Origin of the sequence: Granulicella mallensis, assembly GCF_014203225.1 — a bacterium.
GTDB classification, from domain to species: Bacteria; Acidobacteriota; Terriglobia; order Terriglobales; family Acidobacteriaceae; genus Granulicella; species Granulicella mallensis_A.
In genome coordinates this window covers 124,855-141,374 of record NZ_JACHIO010000004.1, presented here as the reverse complement: position 1 = coordinate 141,374, position 16,520 = coordinate 124,855, and the positions used below count along the sequence as shown (strand labels likewise).

The window sequence follows — 16,520 nt, the reverse complement described above, 5'->3', positions numbered from 1 at the left end:
TACTTCCGCTTTCCTGTTCCGCTGTGGATGATGGGGGTTCGTTGAATACGCGAGGCTCACGAGTTGCATGAGCGAGGAGTAGACGTTTATCGGCTGCTCCTCGAACGGTAGAGAGTGAGGAGATTGGCAATGACAAAGGATACGAAGGTTATGGCATGGGGGTATTCAGAAAGACACTCTACTGCTCGTCTCGTACCGGCTTCAAAGTCATAACGGGATTGTCGCAATCCACTAACCCGCCACAGCCCTAAGGCTGGGCAGGCATCTGAGAAGTACCTGGCACACCATCGCAAGCGCCGAACCAGCGCTTGCCGCAACCTTTGGGGGCAATATAATGACTTCAGCAAAAACATCCGTCTGGCGAATGCAGCATCTGCTATTCGTTCTATTCCTGGCCACAGCGACGATCCTGTGTCGCGCCCAGACGATCACCGGGTCTGTTCGCGGCGTGATCACAGATCCTTCGGGGGCCGTGATTCCCGGCGCGACGGTGACGGCAAAGAATGTCGAAACCGGTGTCTCCTCGTCGACTGTGACGAACAGCACGGGTCTCTATTCCATCCAGTTTTTGCAGATCGGCCGTTATACGATCGAGGTCAAGGCGAAGGGATTTGGGGAGGAGCATTCGTCGCCCTTCCAGCTCGAGATCGACCAGCAGGCCACCATTAACGTTCCCATGCACATGGAAGGTTCCAGCACGCAGGTCTCGGTCAACTTCGACACGGCGCCGATCCTGAATACGGAGAATGCCTCTCTCGGCGTCACGATCGACCAGACAGCCATCTCGAATATGCCTCTGAACGGTCGGAGCTTCGTCGCCGCGACGGTTGCGGTTCCCGGTTCGATTCACTCGGGCGGCAACACGAACGAGCAGCCTGCCATCAACGGCAACCGGCAACAGGGGAACAGCATGCTGCTGGACGGCATGGACATATACGACAACATCAACAATGCGGGTGTCCAGTCGCCAACTGCCAACTCCCAGCCCCAAGGCGCTCTCTATGTTCCGAACTCCGATGCCTTGCAGGAGATCCGCGTGATCACCTCGAACGCTCCGGCTGAATTCGGCAACGTGAGTGGCGGCCAGATCGTCGCTGTCACCAAGAGCGGCACCAATCAGTTTCATGGCAACGCGTTCTTTCAGCTGGAGAACTACCAGATGAACGCCAACACCTTTGCCAATAAGTTTACCTCCGGTACTGCGACGGCATTGACGCCTTATACGCAGACATTCTTTGGCGGTACGTTCGGTGGGCCGATCAAGAAGGATAAGCTGTTTTTCTTTGTCGACTACCAGGGATTCCGTTACCACCAAAGTGGAACTGCATTTGCGGGCGTTGCGCCTGCAGCTTTCCGTACAGGAGATCTATCTCTTATACCGACACAACTATACGATTCTCAAAACGGTGGAAAGCCCTTCCCTAAAAATCAGATCCCGATCCTTAACCCTGTCGCACAATTTCTGTTCGCAAATCCTTCGGCATATCCGCTACCGAATAGTCCTGCCACGGACGGTATTGCCCAGAACAACTATCTGGGGTTGAGCAATAGCTTTAATCGTAATAATCAGGGAGATATCAAAATCGATTGGAAGGCATCGGCCCGTGACAATGTAAGCGGTCGATTTACGATGTCTCGTGCGATCAATGGAACTCTCGGTACACCTGTGCCTGTTTCATTCCCCAATGGAGCTAGCCCCACAGCCTATACTTCGTTCGTGGTGAGCGAAGTCCACACCTTCTCTACGAATGCAGTCAACGAACTCCGCGCGGGCTTTGGCCGCAATCAGCAGATCTCCGGATTGCCGACAGATCCCAGCGGTCTATTCGGAACCTCCGGAAATTCGAGGGTCGGGATCAACCTGCCCCAGAACGGTTACGAGGGGTTCTCTCAACAGGTATTCAATCCTCCTTCGGGAGGGTATGACATCAGCAATATCGGATCGTACGATACACCCCAGGATTTCACCGAGAATACCTATTTCTACGGTGACAACTTTACACTGCAGCACGGCCACCACTTGATGAAGATGGGTGTTCAGCTTCTTCGTTACCAACAAAATTACAGCTACTCCGGAAATGCCGGCGTGTTGGGACAGATACAGTACGAGGGGTACTTCACAGGCCTCACAAGCGCTCCGGGAGTTACGGGAAGCCCAGGTGACCCATTCGCTGATTTCCTTTTGAACCACGTTGATACGCAGACAGCAAATAGCCAGACGGGTCGATTCGGACAACGTCAATGGCGTGACGGTGCTTTCTTCCAGGACGACTGGAAAGTCTTGCCCAATCTCACCATTAATCTTGGCGTCCGTTACGATTACTCGCAACCTATCTATGAAGTCCATAACCAGATGACAAATGTGAACCTTGCCACAGGAGCGCTGGAGGCCGCAGGCCAGGATGGCAATAGCAGAGCTCTCTATAATCCGACCTACGACCAGCTACTGCCGCGTCTTGGCTTCGCATACTCTCCCTCGGCAAGAACCGTAGTGCGGGGAGGCTATGGCATCTCGTCCTATTTTGAAGGCATGGGCGTGGGTCTTCGCCTTACCCAGAATCCACCCTATCAAGAGGAATATCAATCGAGAGCAGTCATCCCAACCATTGCTGATCCTGCCGGCACGCCACTCAATGTGGGGCAAGGCCTTTCCACGAATCTTGCGGCAACTGGCACCTATAATGCCTGGAACCCGAGTATCAGGCCCTCCTGGAATCAGGAGTTTAGTCTAACGATGGAATATCAGATCAGTAATAACTCTTCGTTCCAGATAGGCTACGTGGGCCAGACCGCGCAACATCTCGCTATTCCCAGAATGGCGAATCAGCTAACAGCGCCGAATACCCCAGCACCCTTTGCGAATTCACTTGGACAAAATGTTGTGGTCAAGCTGACGGACACGGAGGGAATGATGAACTATAACGCCTTCCAGGCCGTCTTTCGCAAACGTACCAGCAATGGCCTTGATTTCACAGCGAACTATACCTATAGCAAAGCGATGACCAATGCCGGACAGGGATATAACGGCCTCTACGGTACGAATGGTCAGTATTATCAACAAGACGCCTATAACTTGAGGCCGGAGTATGGCCCATCCCCTCTGGATGCGACGCACAATGTGTCCGGATCGTTAGTTTATGAGCTCCCGTTTGGACGTGGTCATCGCTTTGGCCAGAATATGAACCGTATTACCGACCTCGTGGTTGGTGGCTGGAAGATTAGCGGACTTGCGTCGGCCTTCAGCGGGAACCCTCTAACGATTACCTCTAATGCGAATTACACAAGTCTTGTTAATAGTGCTGATGCCAGGGCGAATCACCTGAGGTCTCTTCATGTGACGCAGCGTAGTCTTCATAATTGGTTCGGAACAGATCCATCCGCAGTGCCCTGTATCGCTACCCCCGATAATGGCTTGTGCGCTTACTCCCAGGAATCGGCAACTGCCTTTGGATCGGCCAGCCCCGGTTCCGAGCGTGGTCCCGGTTTCGAAAACATAGACCTCTCCGGCTTCAAGGCATTTCACATCACGACCAGCCAAAGCCTGGAGTTCCGTGCGGATGCCTTCAATGCCTTCAATTTTGCCAGCTATAGCAATCCGGATACCGGCGTCAACGATCCGAACTTCGGCCAAATCACTTCAACCCGGAGTAACCCACGAACTCTGCAACTCGCTTTGAACTACCGCTTCTAGATCGATCGACAGACAAAGAGAGAGGGCCGTCGCTTGCGATAGCCCTCTCTCTTTGTCGTATGTTGTCGAGCAAGGGTTTCAACCTCAGAATCGTCGGGTTTTTCGTGCAACGGATGCTCCCTGAGCGTCATCAACCAGAGTCAGATACTTTGGTTGGAGGCACATGGCAGTCACCGTAACCCGCCGCGATCCCCGTTATCTTGCACTGCGTCGCGGCCATAACTTGAGGTGGCCCGCGCACGATGCCGATGCAGCAGAGCGCATTCTCATCTGTGAGAGCGCAGACGATGCACAGGCGGCTCTGCAGCAGGTGGTTACGGCCGGTTTGCGTCCTACTGTTCGCAGCGGCGGCCACTGCTACGAGGATTTCGTCGCGAATAATCCTGGTGGCGCAATCCTGGATGTTGGCTCCCTTTCTCTGGTCACCCGTGATGCTTCGAGCGGTACGTTCCATGTTGGCTCCGGGGCACAGTTGTGGAATACCTATGAGGCCCTCTACAAGCACTATGGCGTGACTCTGCCGGGAGGAGTTTGTGGCACGGTCGGCGTGGGTGGCCACGTCAGCGGAGGCGGATATGGGCCTCTCTCTCGACTCCACGGGCTCATCTGCGATTGGATGACCGCAGTGCACATCCTCACCGTGGATCGAAACGGAAAGGTGATACCGATCCGTGCCGATGCCAACGAGCACCCAGACCTGTTTCGCGCATGCCGTGGAGCGGGAGGCGGGAGCTTCGGTCTCATTACCGAGTTTGAATTTAATACTTTGCCACCAGCTCCTAGTGAGGTTGCGAAGGCAAGTCTTTCTTTCTCGTGGGAGGGGATGACCCTGCAGAAGTTTACCGACATCCTGGTGACCTTCGGCAAGTACTGGGAGACGCGAGGGCAGGAGCGAGATACATGGGGTATGTATTCAGTTCTGGAACTCGCACATCGATCATCGGGAAAGTTCAGTCTGTCCGTGCAATTCTGCAATCCTGATGGAACTTGCCGCGATCTGCAAGTGCTGCAGGAGTATCTGAATCTATTCGTGAGGTGGCACGAAAAAAATAATACCGCCAAAGCTGCTATCGGCCGGAATGATTGGTTCGATGCCTGTGCCATGTCAGCAGGGGATGCAGCGAACCGGCGAGGGAAGTATAAATCGGCTTATATGCGGAGAGGATTTACTCCGGCTGAAGCGACTGTCATCTATAAATATCTGACAAAGGAGATAGAAGGCACGAGTTTGCATGCGGCGAGCTTCGATGCGCACTCTTATGGTGGCGCAGTGAATCGAAGGGAGATGGCGGAGAAAACTGCCATCACGCAACGTGGCTCTGTCATCAAGCTCCAGCCGCTAACCTATTGGGAAGATCCGGAAGAAGGTGAGGCCCAAACCCAGTGGCTCGCCGAGTTTTACGAGGAGCTTTATTCCGGCCCGGATGCAGATCCACAACACGCGGGGACACCTTACTGGAATCACCAATACCAGGGCTGCTATATCAACTATCCCGATGTAGATATGCTGAAGTACAACTACTGGCCGCAGCTCTACTATGGCGAAGAGAACTACGAGCACCTTCAAACAGTGAAGCGCCGTTACGACCCCAATAATGTCTTTCATCACGCAATGTCCGTTCGTCTGTAGGAGCGCTATGCATCGTCGAGAATTTTTGAAGGTGGCTGCGCTGACGCCCATGGCCTTTCATCTGGGGCAGATGAGGGCGGCGGTTCGTGATGAAAAAATCGCCTACCTCGGGACTCCGCAGGCACTCCACGTCTTCACGATGCGGAGAGGGAGGTGGGCCCTGTTGCAGGAGATTGCCTGCGAAGCTCCGAGTTGCCTTGCACTCCATCCCTCTATGCCGGTGCTGTATGCCACAAATGAGGTTCGAGAATTTCAAGGATTTCCGACTGGATCTGTTACAGCGTTTGAGGTCGGAGCGGATGGGCACCTGACGCAGATCCAACGGACGAAGCTATCGCTTTCCGCCACTCTGCCAAGGTCCATTGCAATCTCTCCTGATGGCACCTATGCCTTGATCACGGCACACGGCGGTGGGTCGTACAATCTCTTTTCCATCAACCACGACGGGGCGCTGGGATACATCCGTGGTGTCGTGAAGGAAATCGGAAGTAGTTTGCACCCGGAGTATCAGGAGACTTCTCATCCGCAGCATGCGTGCTTTGATGGGAAGGGGCACATCCTCGCGACGGATCTTGGAACGGACCGTATCCATGTGCTCTCTCTGGCCGATGGGAGTCTGCGGCTACAAGGGAGACATCAGGTCGCACCCGGTGCTGGGCCTGCCAAGGTCACAGTCCATCCGGCGGGCGCTTTTATTGCGATCTCAAACTCTCTGAACAACTCTGTCTGTGTGTATCGATATGATTCGTTGCGTGGCCTTGTGGGAGAGCAGGTTGTAGCTTTGCCGGGTCGTGCCATGGTTTTGCATTCAGAGCGTTCCATGTTGATCGTCGGCACTGGAAAGAGCCTGGATCTTTACCAGTGGCAGAGCAACACGGGACAGCTCAGGCTGCTTCATTCCGTGGATGTTCGTGGTGCTGTGACCACGATGCACGCTGGCCAGGGTTCTATCCTGTTGGCCTCGGGTAAAGAAGTCGTCCGCATGAGTCTGGACGATCTGAGCATGGAGTGTGCGCCCTTGAATCAACCCGTCCATTGCCTGTTGAGTGCGTGAGAGCGCTCTCCCCGAATCGGATGAACCGCATCCCTTGGCTTTGTTCACTGCATCATTCTCCTCATTCGCTGCAAACCGCTGGAACGCCCACGTCGCCTCCCTGAAGGTAGACGTGGAGGCGAAAATCCGGCATGAACAGAAAGACATGGAGACTGGCGGTTGCAGTCATCGGGACACTGAACTCATCGCTCGTCTTGGCGCAGGCCCCCTGTACTACCGGATTCCGCATTGAGGGGGTTATCGCAGATCCAACCGGTGCCGTCATTCCTGGAGCCCAGGTGCAAGTCTCCGATGGAAAGAGAAGTACGAGCGATGCCGCAGGGCACTATGGGCTATCGTGCGTGCCTATGGGGACAGTCGTTATCACCGTGCAGGCCGAGGGTTTCGATGGAAAGACGGTGCAGGTGAGTGGTCAGCAGGGAAGACTGGTAACGGCCGATGTGCAATTGGAGATCGCAACGGTGCAGGACTCCGTTCAGGTAACCGCCGATACGGTTGCAAGCGACACGGACGAAGGGGGAAGCACCGTCACCCTCGACACGAAGGAAGTGCAGCAACTCGCCGATGACCCCGATGATTTTCTACGTCAGCTGCAAAGTCTGGCAGCTGCTGCAGGAGGTGATCCGACCTCGGCGATCATTCGAGTCGACGGATTTCAAAATGGAACTGTGCTGCCTTCCAAAGGTACGATCGCCTCTATTCGCGTCGCCTCCGATCTCTTTTCGTCTGAATATTCCTTTCCTCCCTTCGGAGGCGGACAGATCGATATCTTCACGAAACCCGGTGCAGACACCTTCCACGGTGCTCTCTTCTTTACCGATAGCGATGGCCGCTTCAACGCGACCGACCCACTTTCTCTTACGGCGACGCCGGCGGGCAAGCGACGCTACGGGTTTGAATTCAGCGGGCCTATGATCCAGAAGAAGAGTGGCTTCTCCCTGGCACTTGAAAAGCGTGACATTGATGAGTTCGGAGTCATCAGCGCGAAGACGCTAAGTGCAAACAATGCCATTGTGCCCTTGCAGCAGACACTCTCAGCCCCGCAGAGACTTTGGATTGCATCCGCTCGTGCAGACTGGCAAGTCACGACGAAGGATGTTGGTGCTCTTTCTTTTTCGTCCAAAGTGAGCAGTCTCGGCAATCAGGGGGCTGGTGGTCTTACGCTTGCTGAAGCTGGATATGACAGCCTGGTGAGCGAGTATGATCTACGGCTGACCAACACGCTGACGTTGAATGCGAACACACTGCATGAGGCGCGAATCGGCTACGCCCGGAAGCGCACACAGCAGACGCCACTGTCTACGGCTCCATCGGTCCAGGTAGCTGGTTACTTTACTGGGGGCGGTGCTATTAGTCAGAATCTGAATGATCGTGAGTACGATCTTGAAGTGGACGACGATATGCTGCTTACGCGCGGCAGGCATGAGCTGAAGATCGGGGCACAGGGTCTCGGCCTGTTTGTGCATGACTATGATCCGAATACTTTCAACGGAGCCTATGTGTTCGGCGGCGGCAGTGCGCCAGTGCTGGATGCAAGCAACAAGCCTACCGGCGAAACCGGAAGCATCACACCGATAGAGCAGTATAGCCGTGCCTTGCAGGGCCTCCCCGGAGGTTCACCGACGACCTACCAACTTACCAGCGGTACGCCGCTGGTGTCTCTCACGCAATGGCGATTGGCACTGTACGCGCAGGACAACCTCAAGCTTGCGCCTCGCCTGAATCTTCTCGCCGGGCTGCGTTACTCTCTTCAAACAGCGCCTATTAGTCTGACCAACTTCGGGCCTCGTCTTGGCATTGCCTGGTCTGCCGACAAGAAGGAGGCCTGGAACTTTCATCTACGAGCAGGATTGTTCAGTGGCCCTAATAACCAGGCCTATGCGATCGAAGTAGAACGACTGAATGGCGTTCACCAGCAGCAGGCGTTGGTCTATTCGCCCAGCTATAAAGATCCTTTGAATCCGGTCCCGGGATCGATACAAGTGAATACCGTGTATCAGTTTCCGCATTCGCTGACACAGCAGGGAACGTTCGTTGCCTACTTCAACGTCGAACATATTTTTCTACACCATACGCATATGCAGGCCAATCTCTATTGGGGTGAGGACTTCAACAATATTCGTATCAGGAACATCAACGCTCCCTTGGTTCCCAGTAGCGTCGGCACAGCTTCTGACCCGACAGCCGCGCTGCTGGCGCCCAGGCCGATTGCATCTGGAGAAAATATTCTCGAATACCAGAACTCAGGCCATCTGGCGGGCGATGTGATGTCCTTCAATGTGGAACAACATAGTTACAAGAGATTCGGATTTTATGCGTATTACGCGCATCTGAACTTCAAGAGCAATGTTGGATACGGTCTTTCTGTCTTTCCCCAGTCGAGTTATAGCGACGCGGGAGAATCGTCACGCGTCGATTGGCTGAGACACAACCGGGTTAACGTGATCGGCAATCTCAATCTTCCTCTCAAGGTTGAACTGATGGCGCAGTTCGACGCGAGCAACGGTCAGCCTTACAACATCACGACCGGCACGGATAACAATGGCGATGGCGAGTTCAACGACCGTCCTTCCTATGCCACGGTTCCTGGTCCTGGTGTCTATTCCACACGCTTCGGGTTGTTGACTACAAATACGGTAAACGGGAATGTTTCACGCAACCTTGGCACGATGCCCAACCTCCTGCACCTAGATGTGAACCTGAGCCGTGCCTTTACTCTTAACAGGAAGGACAAAAATCATCCACGCGTCTTTACCTTCAACGCTCGCAGTGCCAACCTGCTGAACCACACAAATGTGGAGGTAGTGAATACAGTGCTTTCCTCCTTCACGCTGGGACAGCCCATCACTACAGAGACAGCGCGACGTTTGGAACTGGGAGGGCGCTTCAGCTTTTGAGGGCTACCGATGTTGAGGCGCAGATTCGGAAGGGCATGGCTTCAGCCATGCCGCCAAAGCAGCGTTCAGAGGTTCTTTTCTCTCTGCCGAAGGCCGGAGTGAAGGCGTAGCCGCAACGACTGAATTGCCTTCCTTCGTGCGGCCTAGACTGTACGGGAGCAACCTGGATACATTCGTGGCTTTGGCTGCCCGTTTCGCAGCAACCAAAGAAAGCAATTCAGTCGCTGCGGCTGCGCCTTCACTCCGGCCTTCGGCAGAGCGGCACACAGACTGAGGCCAGCTTTTTGTGGCATGGCTGAAACCATGCCCTTCCGTCTCTGCATCCACGAAGAACTGCCAGGGTACGAACAATCAGCAGATTCCCTGCGGGAATGACAACAAGAAAAGCAACAGCAAGAAAACAACAACCCTTCGACTACGCGCCTCGCAAAAGCCAGGTGCTTCCCTCAGGATGGCCCGCCGGGAGCTCTTTCCAGCATCTTGCGCAGGCAGAGTTTCAGATATCGCGCAAGTTCTCGGTCGTCCATCACATCCGGATCGAAGAGGTGGTTGAGGGCGAGTCCATCGATGAGACCGCCTATGGCGAGGGCATCGACCCGCTGTGAGGTAGCATGGTTTCCACCGAGTTGTGGAAGCAGCTGCGTGATCTCCGGGATGGAGTTGCTGATACACATTCGTGTATACAGGTCTGCAAGGCGCTTAAGTTTCTGCGGATGGCGTATGGCGTAGAGCTTGAACTCCAGATCAAGTAGAATTCGCTCACGATCTTTGCTCAGCTCAACCAGATACTCCCCAAAGGCTTCGATGCGCTGGCCTTCGGTTGGCAAACCAAGAAGCAGTGGACCAAGGTGCGCCATGTCACGATCGATGTTTTCTTCAAAGATGGCGTAAAAGACATCCTCTTTATTGCTGAAGTTAGCGTAAAAAGCGCCGCGGGTTTTGCCCGCTTTCGAGGCGATATCTTCAATGCGTGCATGCTCAAACCCGTTGCTGGCGAAGATAGCTCTGGCAGAGCGCAGGAGTTCCTGGCGCGTGAGTAGCGCACGTTTTTGCCGGAGAATGGGGAATTCCGGGGGATCGACAACATTTTTTGAATCGGGCATTCAGATCACCGAGTCTGATCTAAACATACACGCGTGTACCTTTTCGCACGAACCAGTATCGAGAGGCAAAGAATTTCTAGAGCTTCTATGGAGAATAAGTTAATGAATGAGCAGCATAAACATGCGGCAGCGACGATTGTCCTCAACCGAGTGAAGTGCGCTTGCACGGTCAGTGTGCTGCTCCTGAGCGCCGGGATGTTCTCGGGCTGCGACAAAAAAGCAGCCGCACCTGCCGGTCCCCCCCCCGCTATGCCGGTCACCGTGGTCGAGGTTCAGCCTACCGACGTAGCTCTCACCAATGAATGGGTTGGAACTCTGGATGGATTTGTGAATGCCCAGATCCAGCCCCAGGCCAATGGTTACCTGATCAAACAGGACTATAAAGAAGGCTCCCAGGTTTCCAAGGGACAGGTTCTCTTCGAGATCGATCCTCGTCCCTTCCAGGCTGCGCTCGATCAGGCCAGGGGGCAGTTGGAGCAGGCCAAGGGCCAGGTACAGCAGGCACAGGCACAGCTTGGGTTGGCACAGATCAATGTCAATCGCGATACTCCGTTGGCAAAGGCCCGGGCTATCGCTCAGAGCCAGCTCGACAACGACACACAGCAATTCGCCCAGTACGAAGCGAATGTGAAATCGGCGCAGGCTTCGGTGGATGCTGCCGCTGCCGCTGTTGCCACTGCGAAGCTGAATCTTGGCTTTACCCAGGTGCGTTCGCTCATCACCGGTGTTGCGGGCCAGGCGACCACGCAGGTCGGCAGCCTTGTAAACGCTCAGACCGTTCTGACCTCGGTCTCGCAACTCAATCCGATCAAGGCTTACTTTTCGATCGGGGACTCCGAGTACCTCAGCCTCATCAAGGATGCACGCGAGGGCAAGGGCGATCTACTGAAGAGTGCCGCGGCCGTTCCTCTTACGCTCACTCTTTCAAACGGCGAAGAATTTCCGCAGAAGGGGCACATTGCCTTTGTCGATCGCCAGATCAACGCCCAGACCGGTGCGATCCGCATCGCGGCTGCTTTTCCGAACCCCGGCAATATCCTGCGTCCTGGGCAGTTCGGACGCGTGAAGGCTGCTACCGAAATGCGTCACGGAGCCTTGCTCATCCCTCAGGTCGCCATCCAGGAGCTGCAGGGACTGCAGCAGGTTTACGTCGCCGGCTCTGACGGCAAGGCGCACCTTGCCACCGTTGAGCTTGGCCAGCAACTCGGCACTAACTGGGTCGTCAATGGCGGTATTTCGGCGGGCGCGCTGGTGATTGTCGACAATCTGCAGAAGCTCCGCGAAGGAGCTCCCGTCTCTCCACACCGCAGCCCTGCGGCTGCCCCCACCGATGCCAGCAACGACTCGGCGGGGAGGTAATCCATGTCAAAGTATTTTATCCGCCATCCTATCGTCGCGATCGTTATCGCCATCCTTACGGTCATTCTCGGCCTGGTAACGATGGTGAGCCTTCCTACCTCGCAGTTTCCCGATATTGTTCCGCCTGAAATTCTGGTTACCGCTACCTATCCTGGCGCCGATGCCAAGACGCTGACCCAGGCTGTTGCGACTCCGATCGAGCAGCAGATGAACGGCGTCGACAACATGATCTACATGAACTCGGTCAGCGCCAACAACGGCGTGGTTCAGCTCTTCGTCGACTTTGACGTCAAGACTGATCCAAACATCGATCAGGTTCTCGCGCAGCTTCGTGTCGATCAGGCCCAGTCTCAGCTTCCGGCTCAGGTTACGACCGCCGGTCTCACCGTCCAGAAGGCCCTCACTTCGCCGCTTATGCTCGTGGCGGTCAACTCGCCGGGTGGCAAGCTCAGTCAGGACTTCCTCACCAACTACGCCATCATCAACCTTCAGGACCAGATCACACGCGTCAAAGGTGTCTCCCGCGTACAGACGTTCGGTGGCCAGTACGCTCTCCGCATCTGGGTTCAGCCGGACAAGCTGGCGCAGCTCGGCGTTACCGCGCCTGAAGTGATTGCGGCGATCCAAACCCAGAACAACGTCAACCCAGCCGGTCAGATCGGCGCCGAGCCCATTCCCCAGGGCCAGCAGTTTACCTATACCGTTCGTACGCAAGGCCGTCTCGTCACGCCGGAAGAGTTCGGCAACATCATCCTTCGCGCCAACGCCGACGGCTCGATCCTGCACCTCAAAGATGTTGCTCGTGTTGAGCTTGGCGATCAGGCCTACAGCCTTTCTGCTCGATATAACCAGGCGCCCTCCGGCGTTATGGCGATCTATCAACTTCCCGGCTCCAATGCGGTTCAAACCGCTGCTGCCGTCAACGCTCGCATGAAGGAGCTCTCTGCTACCTTCCCTGCGGGCATCAGCTATGACGTTCCCCTGGATACGACCAAGGCTGTGACCGCCGGTATTCGCGAGATCGTCATCACGCTTCTTGAAGCGCTCGCTCTGGTCGTCATCGTAGTCTTCATCTTCCTTCAGGGATGGCGCGCGACGCTCATTCCGCTACTGGCCGTGCCGGTCTCCCTGATCGGAACCTTCGTCATCTTTCCGGCGCTCGGGTTCTCGATCAACACGCTGTCACTGTTCGGACTGGTGCTCGCTATCGGTCTCGTCGTCGACGATGCCATCATCGTCGTCGAAGCTGTCGAGCATCACATCGACGAAGGACTGGACCCTGTAGCTGCTACCGAGAAGGCCATGGAAGAGGTCGGCGGCCCGGTTGTCGCAATCGCCCTCATCCTTGCTGCTGTCTTCATCCCAACAGCCTTTATCCCTGGCATTACCGGTCGCTTGTACCAGCAGTTCGCCGTGACGATCGCGATCTCGGTGCTCATCTCGGCCTTCAACGCTCTTACACTTTCTCCGGCGCTCGCGGCTCTCCTGCTCAAGCCCAAGGATAAAAATGCGGCCAAGAAGCAGACCTTGCTGGCTCGCGGTTTTGGTCTCTTCAACAAGTTCTTTGGCCGCACGACAGATAGCTTCGTCAGCACCTCCAACATCCTTATCCATAAGTCCTCGCTTGCCATGCTCGGCATTGCGGTGATTGGCGTCATCGCCTTCTTCCTTGGCACCAGTCTTCCCACAGGTTTTATTCCAACGGAAGACCAGGGGTATATGTTCCTTGCCCTGCAGTTGCCGGATGGGGCCTCGGCCCAGCGTACAGATGCAGCCGAGCAGAAGATTACCGCTGCCTTGCTCAAGACTCCCGGTATTCAGGGTGTCATCGCGGTCAATAACTTCTCGCTCCTTACCCAGGTTCAGAGCACCAACGCGGGCTTCTTCTTCGTCGCTCTCACGCCGTGGGAGCAACGCAAGAGCAAGGAGGAGCAACTCAATTACATCCAGGGCCATTTGCAGCAACAGCTTTCCCAGGATCCGGACGGCATTGCCTTCGCCTTCCCGCCGCCCTCTATTCCAGGTATCGGAACCTCCGGCGGTGTCACCATGGTTCTCGAAGACCGTTCCGGCTCGGACGACCCCGCTACCCTCACCAAGAATGTCTATGCATTTCTTGGAGCCTTGAAACAACGTCCTGAGATCGGCGCGGCAGTCCCATCGTATGAGCCTGCGGTGCCCCAACTCTACGCCAACGTAGATCAGGAGAAGGTACTCCAGCAACAGGTTCAGTTGTCGGACGTTTACACCACCATGTCCACCTTCATGGGCGGATACCTGGTCAACTACTTCAACCGTTTCGGCCGCCAGTGGCAGACCTACGTCGAAGCGGAAGGAACGTCCCGCACGGATATCAAGAACATCAACCAGTTCTATGTCCGCAGTGCCAACGGTGGACAGGTTCCTCTCTCCTCTCTGGTTACGGTGAAGAAGATCACGGGTCCGGAGTTTATCTACCGCTTCAACGAGTTCAACGCGGCACAGATCAACATTACCGGCGCTCCGGGCTATAGCTCTGGGCAGATCCGCAAAGCTCTGGAGGATACCTTTGCCAAGACGATGCCCGCAGGCAGCGGTTTCGACTACTCCGGCATGTCCTATCAGGAACAGCAGGCTGAAAAGGGTGTGCCCTCCTGGGCTGTCTTCGCGCTCTCTCTGCTCTTCGTCTTCCTGATTCTTGCGGCTCTTTACTCGAGCTGGACTCTGCCCTTCAGCGTCCTTCTCAGTACACCTGTCGCGATTCTCGGCGCGTACATCGCACTCCACGCCCGGCTGCTTGAAAACGACGTCTTCGCGACCATCGGCCTTGTCATGTTGATCGGTCTTTCTGCAAAGAATGCGATTCTTATCGTTGAATTTGCGAAGACCAACTACGAAGCCGGTCAGAGCATCTCCGAGGCTGCTCTCTCTGCTGCCCGGGTGCGCTTCCGGCCCATTGTCATGACGGCGCTGGCCTTCATCGTCGGTTGCCTTCCGCTTTGGACGGCGACAGGAGCAGGAGCCGCTTCCCGTCAGATTCTGGGTACTGTCGTTGTTGGAGGCATGCTCCTCTCAACAGGCTTAGGTCTCATCTTTATCCCCGTAACCTTCTCTGTCGTCGAGTACATCTCCCACCGCTTCAGCAAAGGCGGCAAGAGTACCACGATGGACTCGAAACATGACTTCGATCCTGTTGCTGCCGGTAAAGCTGCTGGAGGCGGACCAGAGACGCCGACCAAGGGAGGTCATGCATGAGGAACTCTTCGATGTGGCTTAAACGTACCAGCGCAATCTCAGCCGGAGCAGTCCTGCTAGGCACTTTAGCAGGCTGCAACGTCGGACCGAAGTACAAGCAGCCTAACTTTCCTGCGCCGCCCGCCTACCGCGGAGCGGACGAAGCGGCTGTCAGCAGCGCGGACTCTCTTGGCGATCAGCAATGGTCTCAAGTCTTCCATGAGCCTGAGCTCCAGGCCCTGATCAAGACCGCACTTGCCAACAACTACGATGTCCGCATCGCTGTGCAGCATATCCTTGAGCAGCAGGCGCAGGTACAGATCACGCGCGCGCAGCAGTTTCCGACCCTCGGGGTGGGTGGTACGGGCATCGGTGCCGGCATCCCCGCGTTGAATAGCATTGGTTCCAACAACTCGGGCTCCAACTCCAATAGCTCACTCTCTCTCAGCAGCCCTCTCGCTGAAGGAGACTTCAGTCTCTCCGCTACCTGGAATCCGGACTTCTGGGGTCTCTATCGCAAGCAGACAGAAGCCGCTCGCGATCAGCTTCTGTCCCAGACATGGGCACAGCGTGCTGTTCGCATGACCCTTGTTCAACAGGTTGCGACGACCTACATTCAGCTCCGTTCGCTCGATCGCCAGCTTGAGATTACGAAGCAGACTCTCGGTGTCCGCCAGGATTCTGTGAAGCTCACCGAGACGCTGGAGAACGGCGGTTCCGTGCCGCTCTCCGATGTTCGTCAGGCCGAGCAACTGCTCTATACCGCGACGTCCGAGATTCCTCAGCTTGAGCAGCAGATCCAGCAGCAGGAGAATGCTCTCACTCTCTTGCTGGGTGCGAATCCCGGACCTGTAGGACACACGGACCCCAACGCGCTCACACCGCCTCCGCAGGACCTTCCGACTGGTCTGACCACGCAACTGATGGCCCGTCGGCCTGACATCCAGCAGGCTGAGGCGCAGCTCAAAGAGGCCAATGCCAATATCGGGGTGGCTCGCGCCCAGTTCTTCCCACAGCTTTCTCTCAGCGCTTCTGCGGGGTTCGGCAGCGATTCTTTCACTAACTTTTTCAATGCCGGCTCCCGGACCATTTACAGCATCGGTTCTCTGACTCAACCCATCTTCGAGGGCGGCAAACTGCGCGGTCAGTTGAACCTCTCCAAGGCGACCGAGCAGGAGATGCTTCTGAGCTATCAGAAGACTGTCACTGGGGCTTTTCACGATGTCTCGAACGCGCTGATTGCTCTCAACAAGCAGCACGCGTTCCGGGTGCAGCAGGAGAAGCTGGTGGATTCGGCACAGGATGCGACCCGTCTTGCGCGGCTTCGCTATCAGGGTGGAGCGACGGCTTATCTTGAAGTGCTGACGACGGACTCTAACCTCTTCACGGCCCAGTTATCTCTTGTGACCGCACAGCAGGGAGAGGCCCTGGCGCTGGTTCAGCTCTATAGCGCTCTTGGGGGTGGCTGGCAGTAAGCCGTTTGCAGTAACAGCTCAGGGTGTTGCCCTGGGTCGGATCAAGATGGAAAAGCAGAGCCCTGAAAGGGCGACCTATCCAAGCACCCGTGATAGAT

General features: G+C 55.7%; 8 protein-coding genes. 7 read left to right on the top strand and 1 reads right to left on the bottom strand.

What is annotated here, in order from left to right; genetic code table 11:
• Positions 1 to 334 precede the first annotated feature (334 nt).
• The 4 genes from HDF15_RS05475 (at position 335) to HDF15_RS05460 (ending at position 9,272) form a co-directional block, all read left to right on the top strand.
• Entirely contained in the window at positions 335 to 3,691 is a 3,357-nt protein-coding gene (locus HDF15_RS05475; protein WP_184253524.1) for a TonB-dependent receptor, read from the top strand.
• A gap of 163 nt (positions 3,692 to 3,854) precedes the next feature.
• The gene (locus tag HDF15_RS05470; RefSeq protein WP_184253522.1) at positions 3,855 to 5,321 is read left to right on the top strand and encodes an FAD-binding oxidoreductase; all 1,467 of its coding nucleotides are present in this window, start codon (positions 3,855 to 3,857) and stop codon (positions 5,319 to 5,321) included.
• Positions 5,322 to 5,328: 7 nt separating this feature from the next.
• Positions 5,329 to 6,375, top strand: coding sequence for a beta-propeller fold lactonase family protein (locus HDF15_RS05465; protein WP_184253520.1), 1,047 nt, complete (start codon positions 5,329 to 5,331; stop codon positions 6,373 to 6,375).
• Positions 6,376 to 6,506: 131 nt separating this feature from the next.
• Complete coding sequence (locus tag HDF15_RS05460; RefSeq protein WP_184253518.1) at positions 6,507 to 9,272, top strand: TonB-dependent receptor; 2,766 nt, start codon at positions 6,507 to 6,509, stop codon at positions 9,270 to 9,272.
• Positions 9,273 to 9,718: 446 nt separating this feature from the next.
• Here HDF15_RS05460 and HDF15_RS05455 read toward each other — a convergent pair whose 3' ends face one another.
• Positions 9,719 to 10,375, bottom strand: a complete 657-nt coding sequence (locus HDF15_RS05455) for a TetR/AcrR family transcriptional regulator (protein ID WP_184253517.1) — start codon at positions 10,373 to 10,375, stop codon at positions 9,719 to 9,721.
• A 102-nt stretch (positions 10,376 to 10,477) separates the two neighbouring features.
• On the opposite strand from HDF15_RS05455, the gene HDF15_RS05450 reads away from it, so the two are divergent.
• Genes HDF15_RS05450 through HDF15_RS05440 form a run of 3 tightly spaced genes read left to right on the top strand, consistent with a single transcriptional unit; the run spans position 10,478 to position 16,422 of the window.
• On the top strand, positions 10,478 to 11,734 hold the full coding sequence (locus HDF15_RS05450) for an efflux RND transporter periplasmic adaptor subunit (RefSeq protein ID WP_184253515.1): 1,257 nt from the start codon (positions 10,478 to 10,480) through the stop codon (positions 11,732 to 11,734).
• Positions 11,735 to 11,737: 3 nt separating this feature from the next.
• Entirely contained in the window at positions 11,738 to 14,968 is a 3,231-nt protein-coding gene (locus HDF15_RS05445) for an efflux RND transporter permease subunit (RefSeq protein WP_184253513.1), read from the top strand.
• 11 nt (positions 14,969 to 14,979) lie between these two features.
• Positions 14,980 to 16,422 carry an efflux transporter outer membrane subunit gene (locus HDF15_RS05440; protein ID WP_409254861.1) on the top strand — a complete coding sequence of 481 codons (1,443 nt, stop codon included), beginning with the start codon at positions 14,980 to 14,982 and terminating at the stop codon, positions 16,420 to 16,422.
• Positions 16,423 to 16,520: the final 98 nt, after the last annotated feature.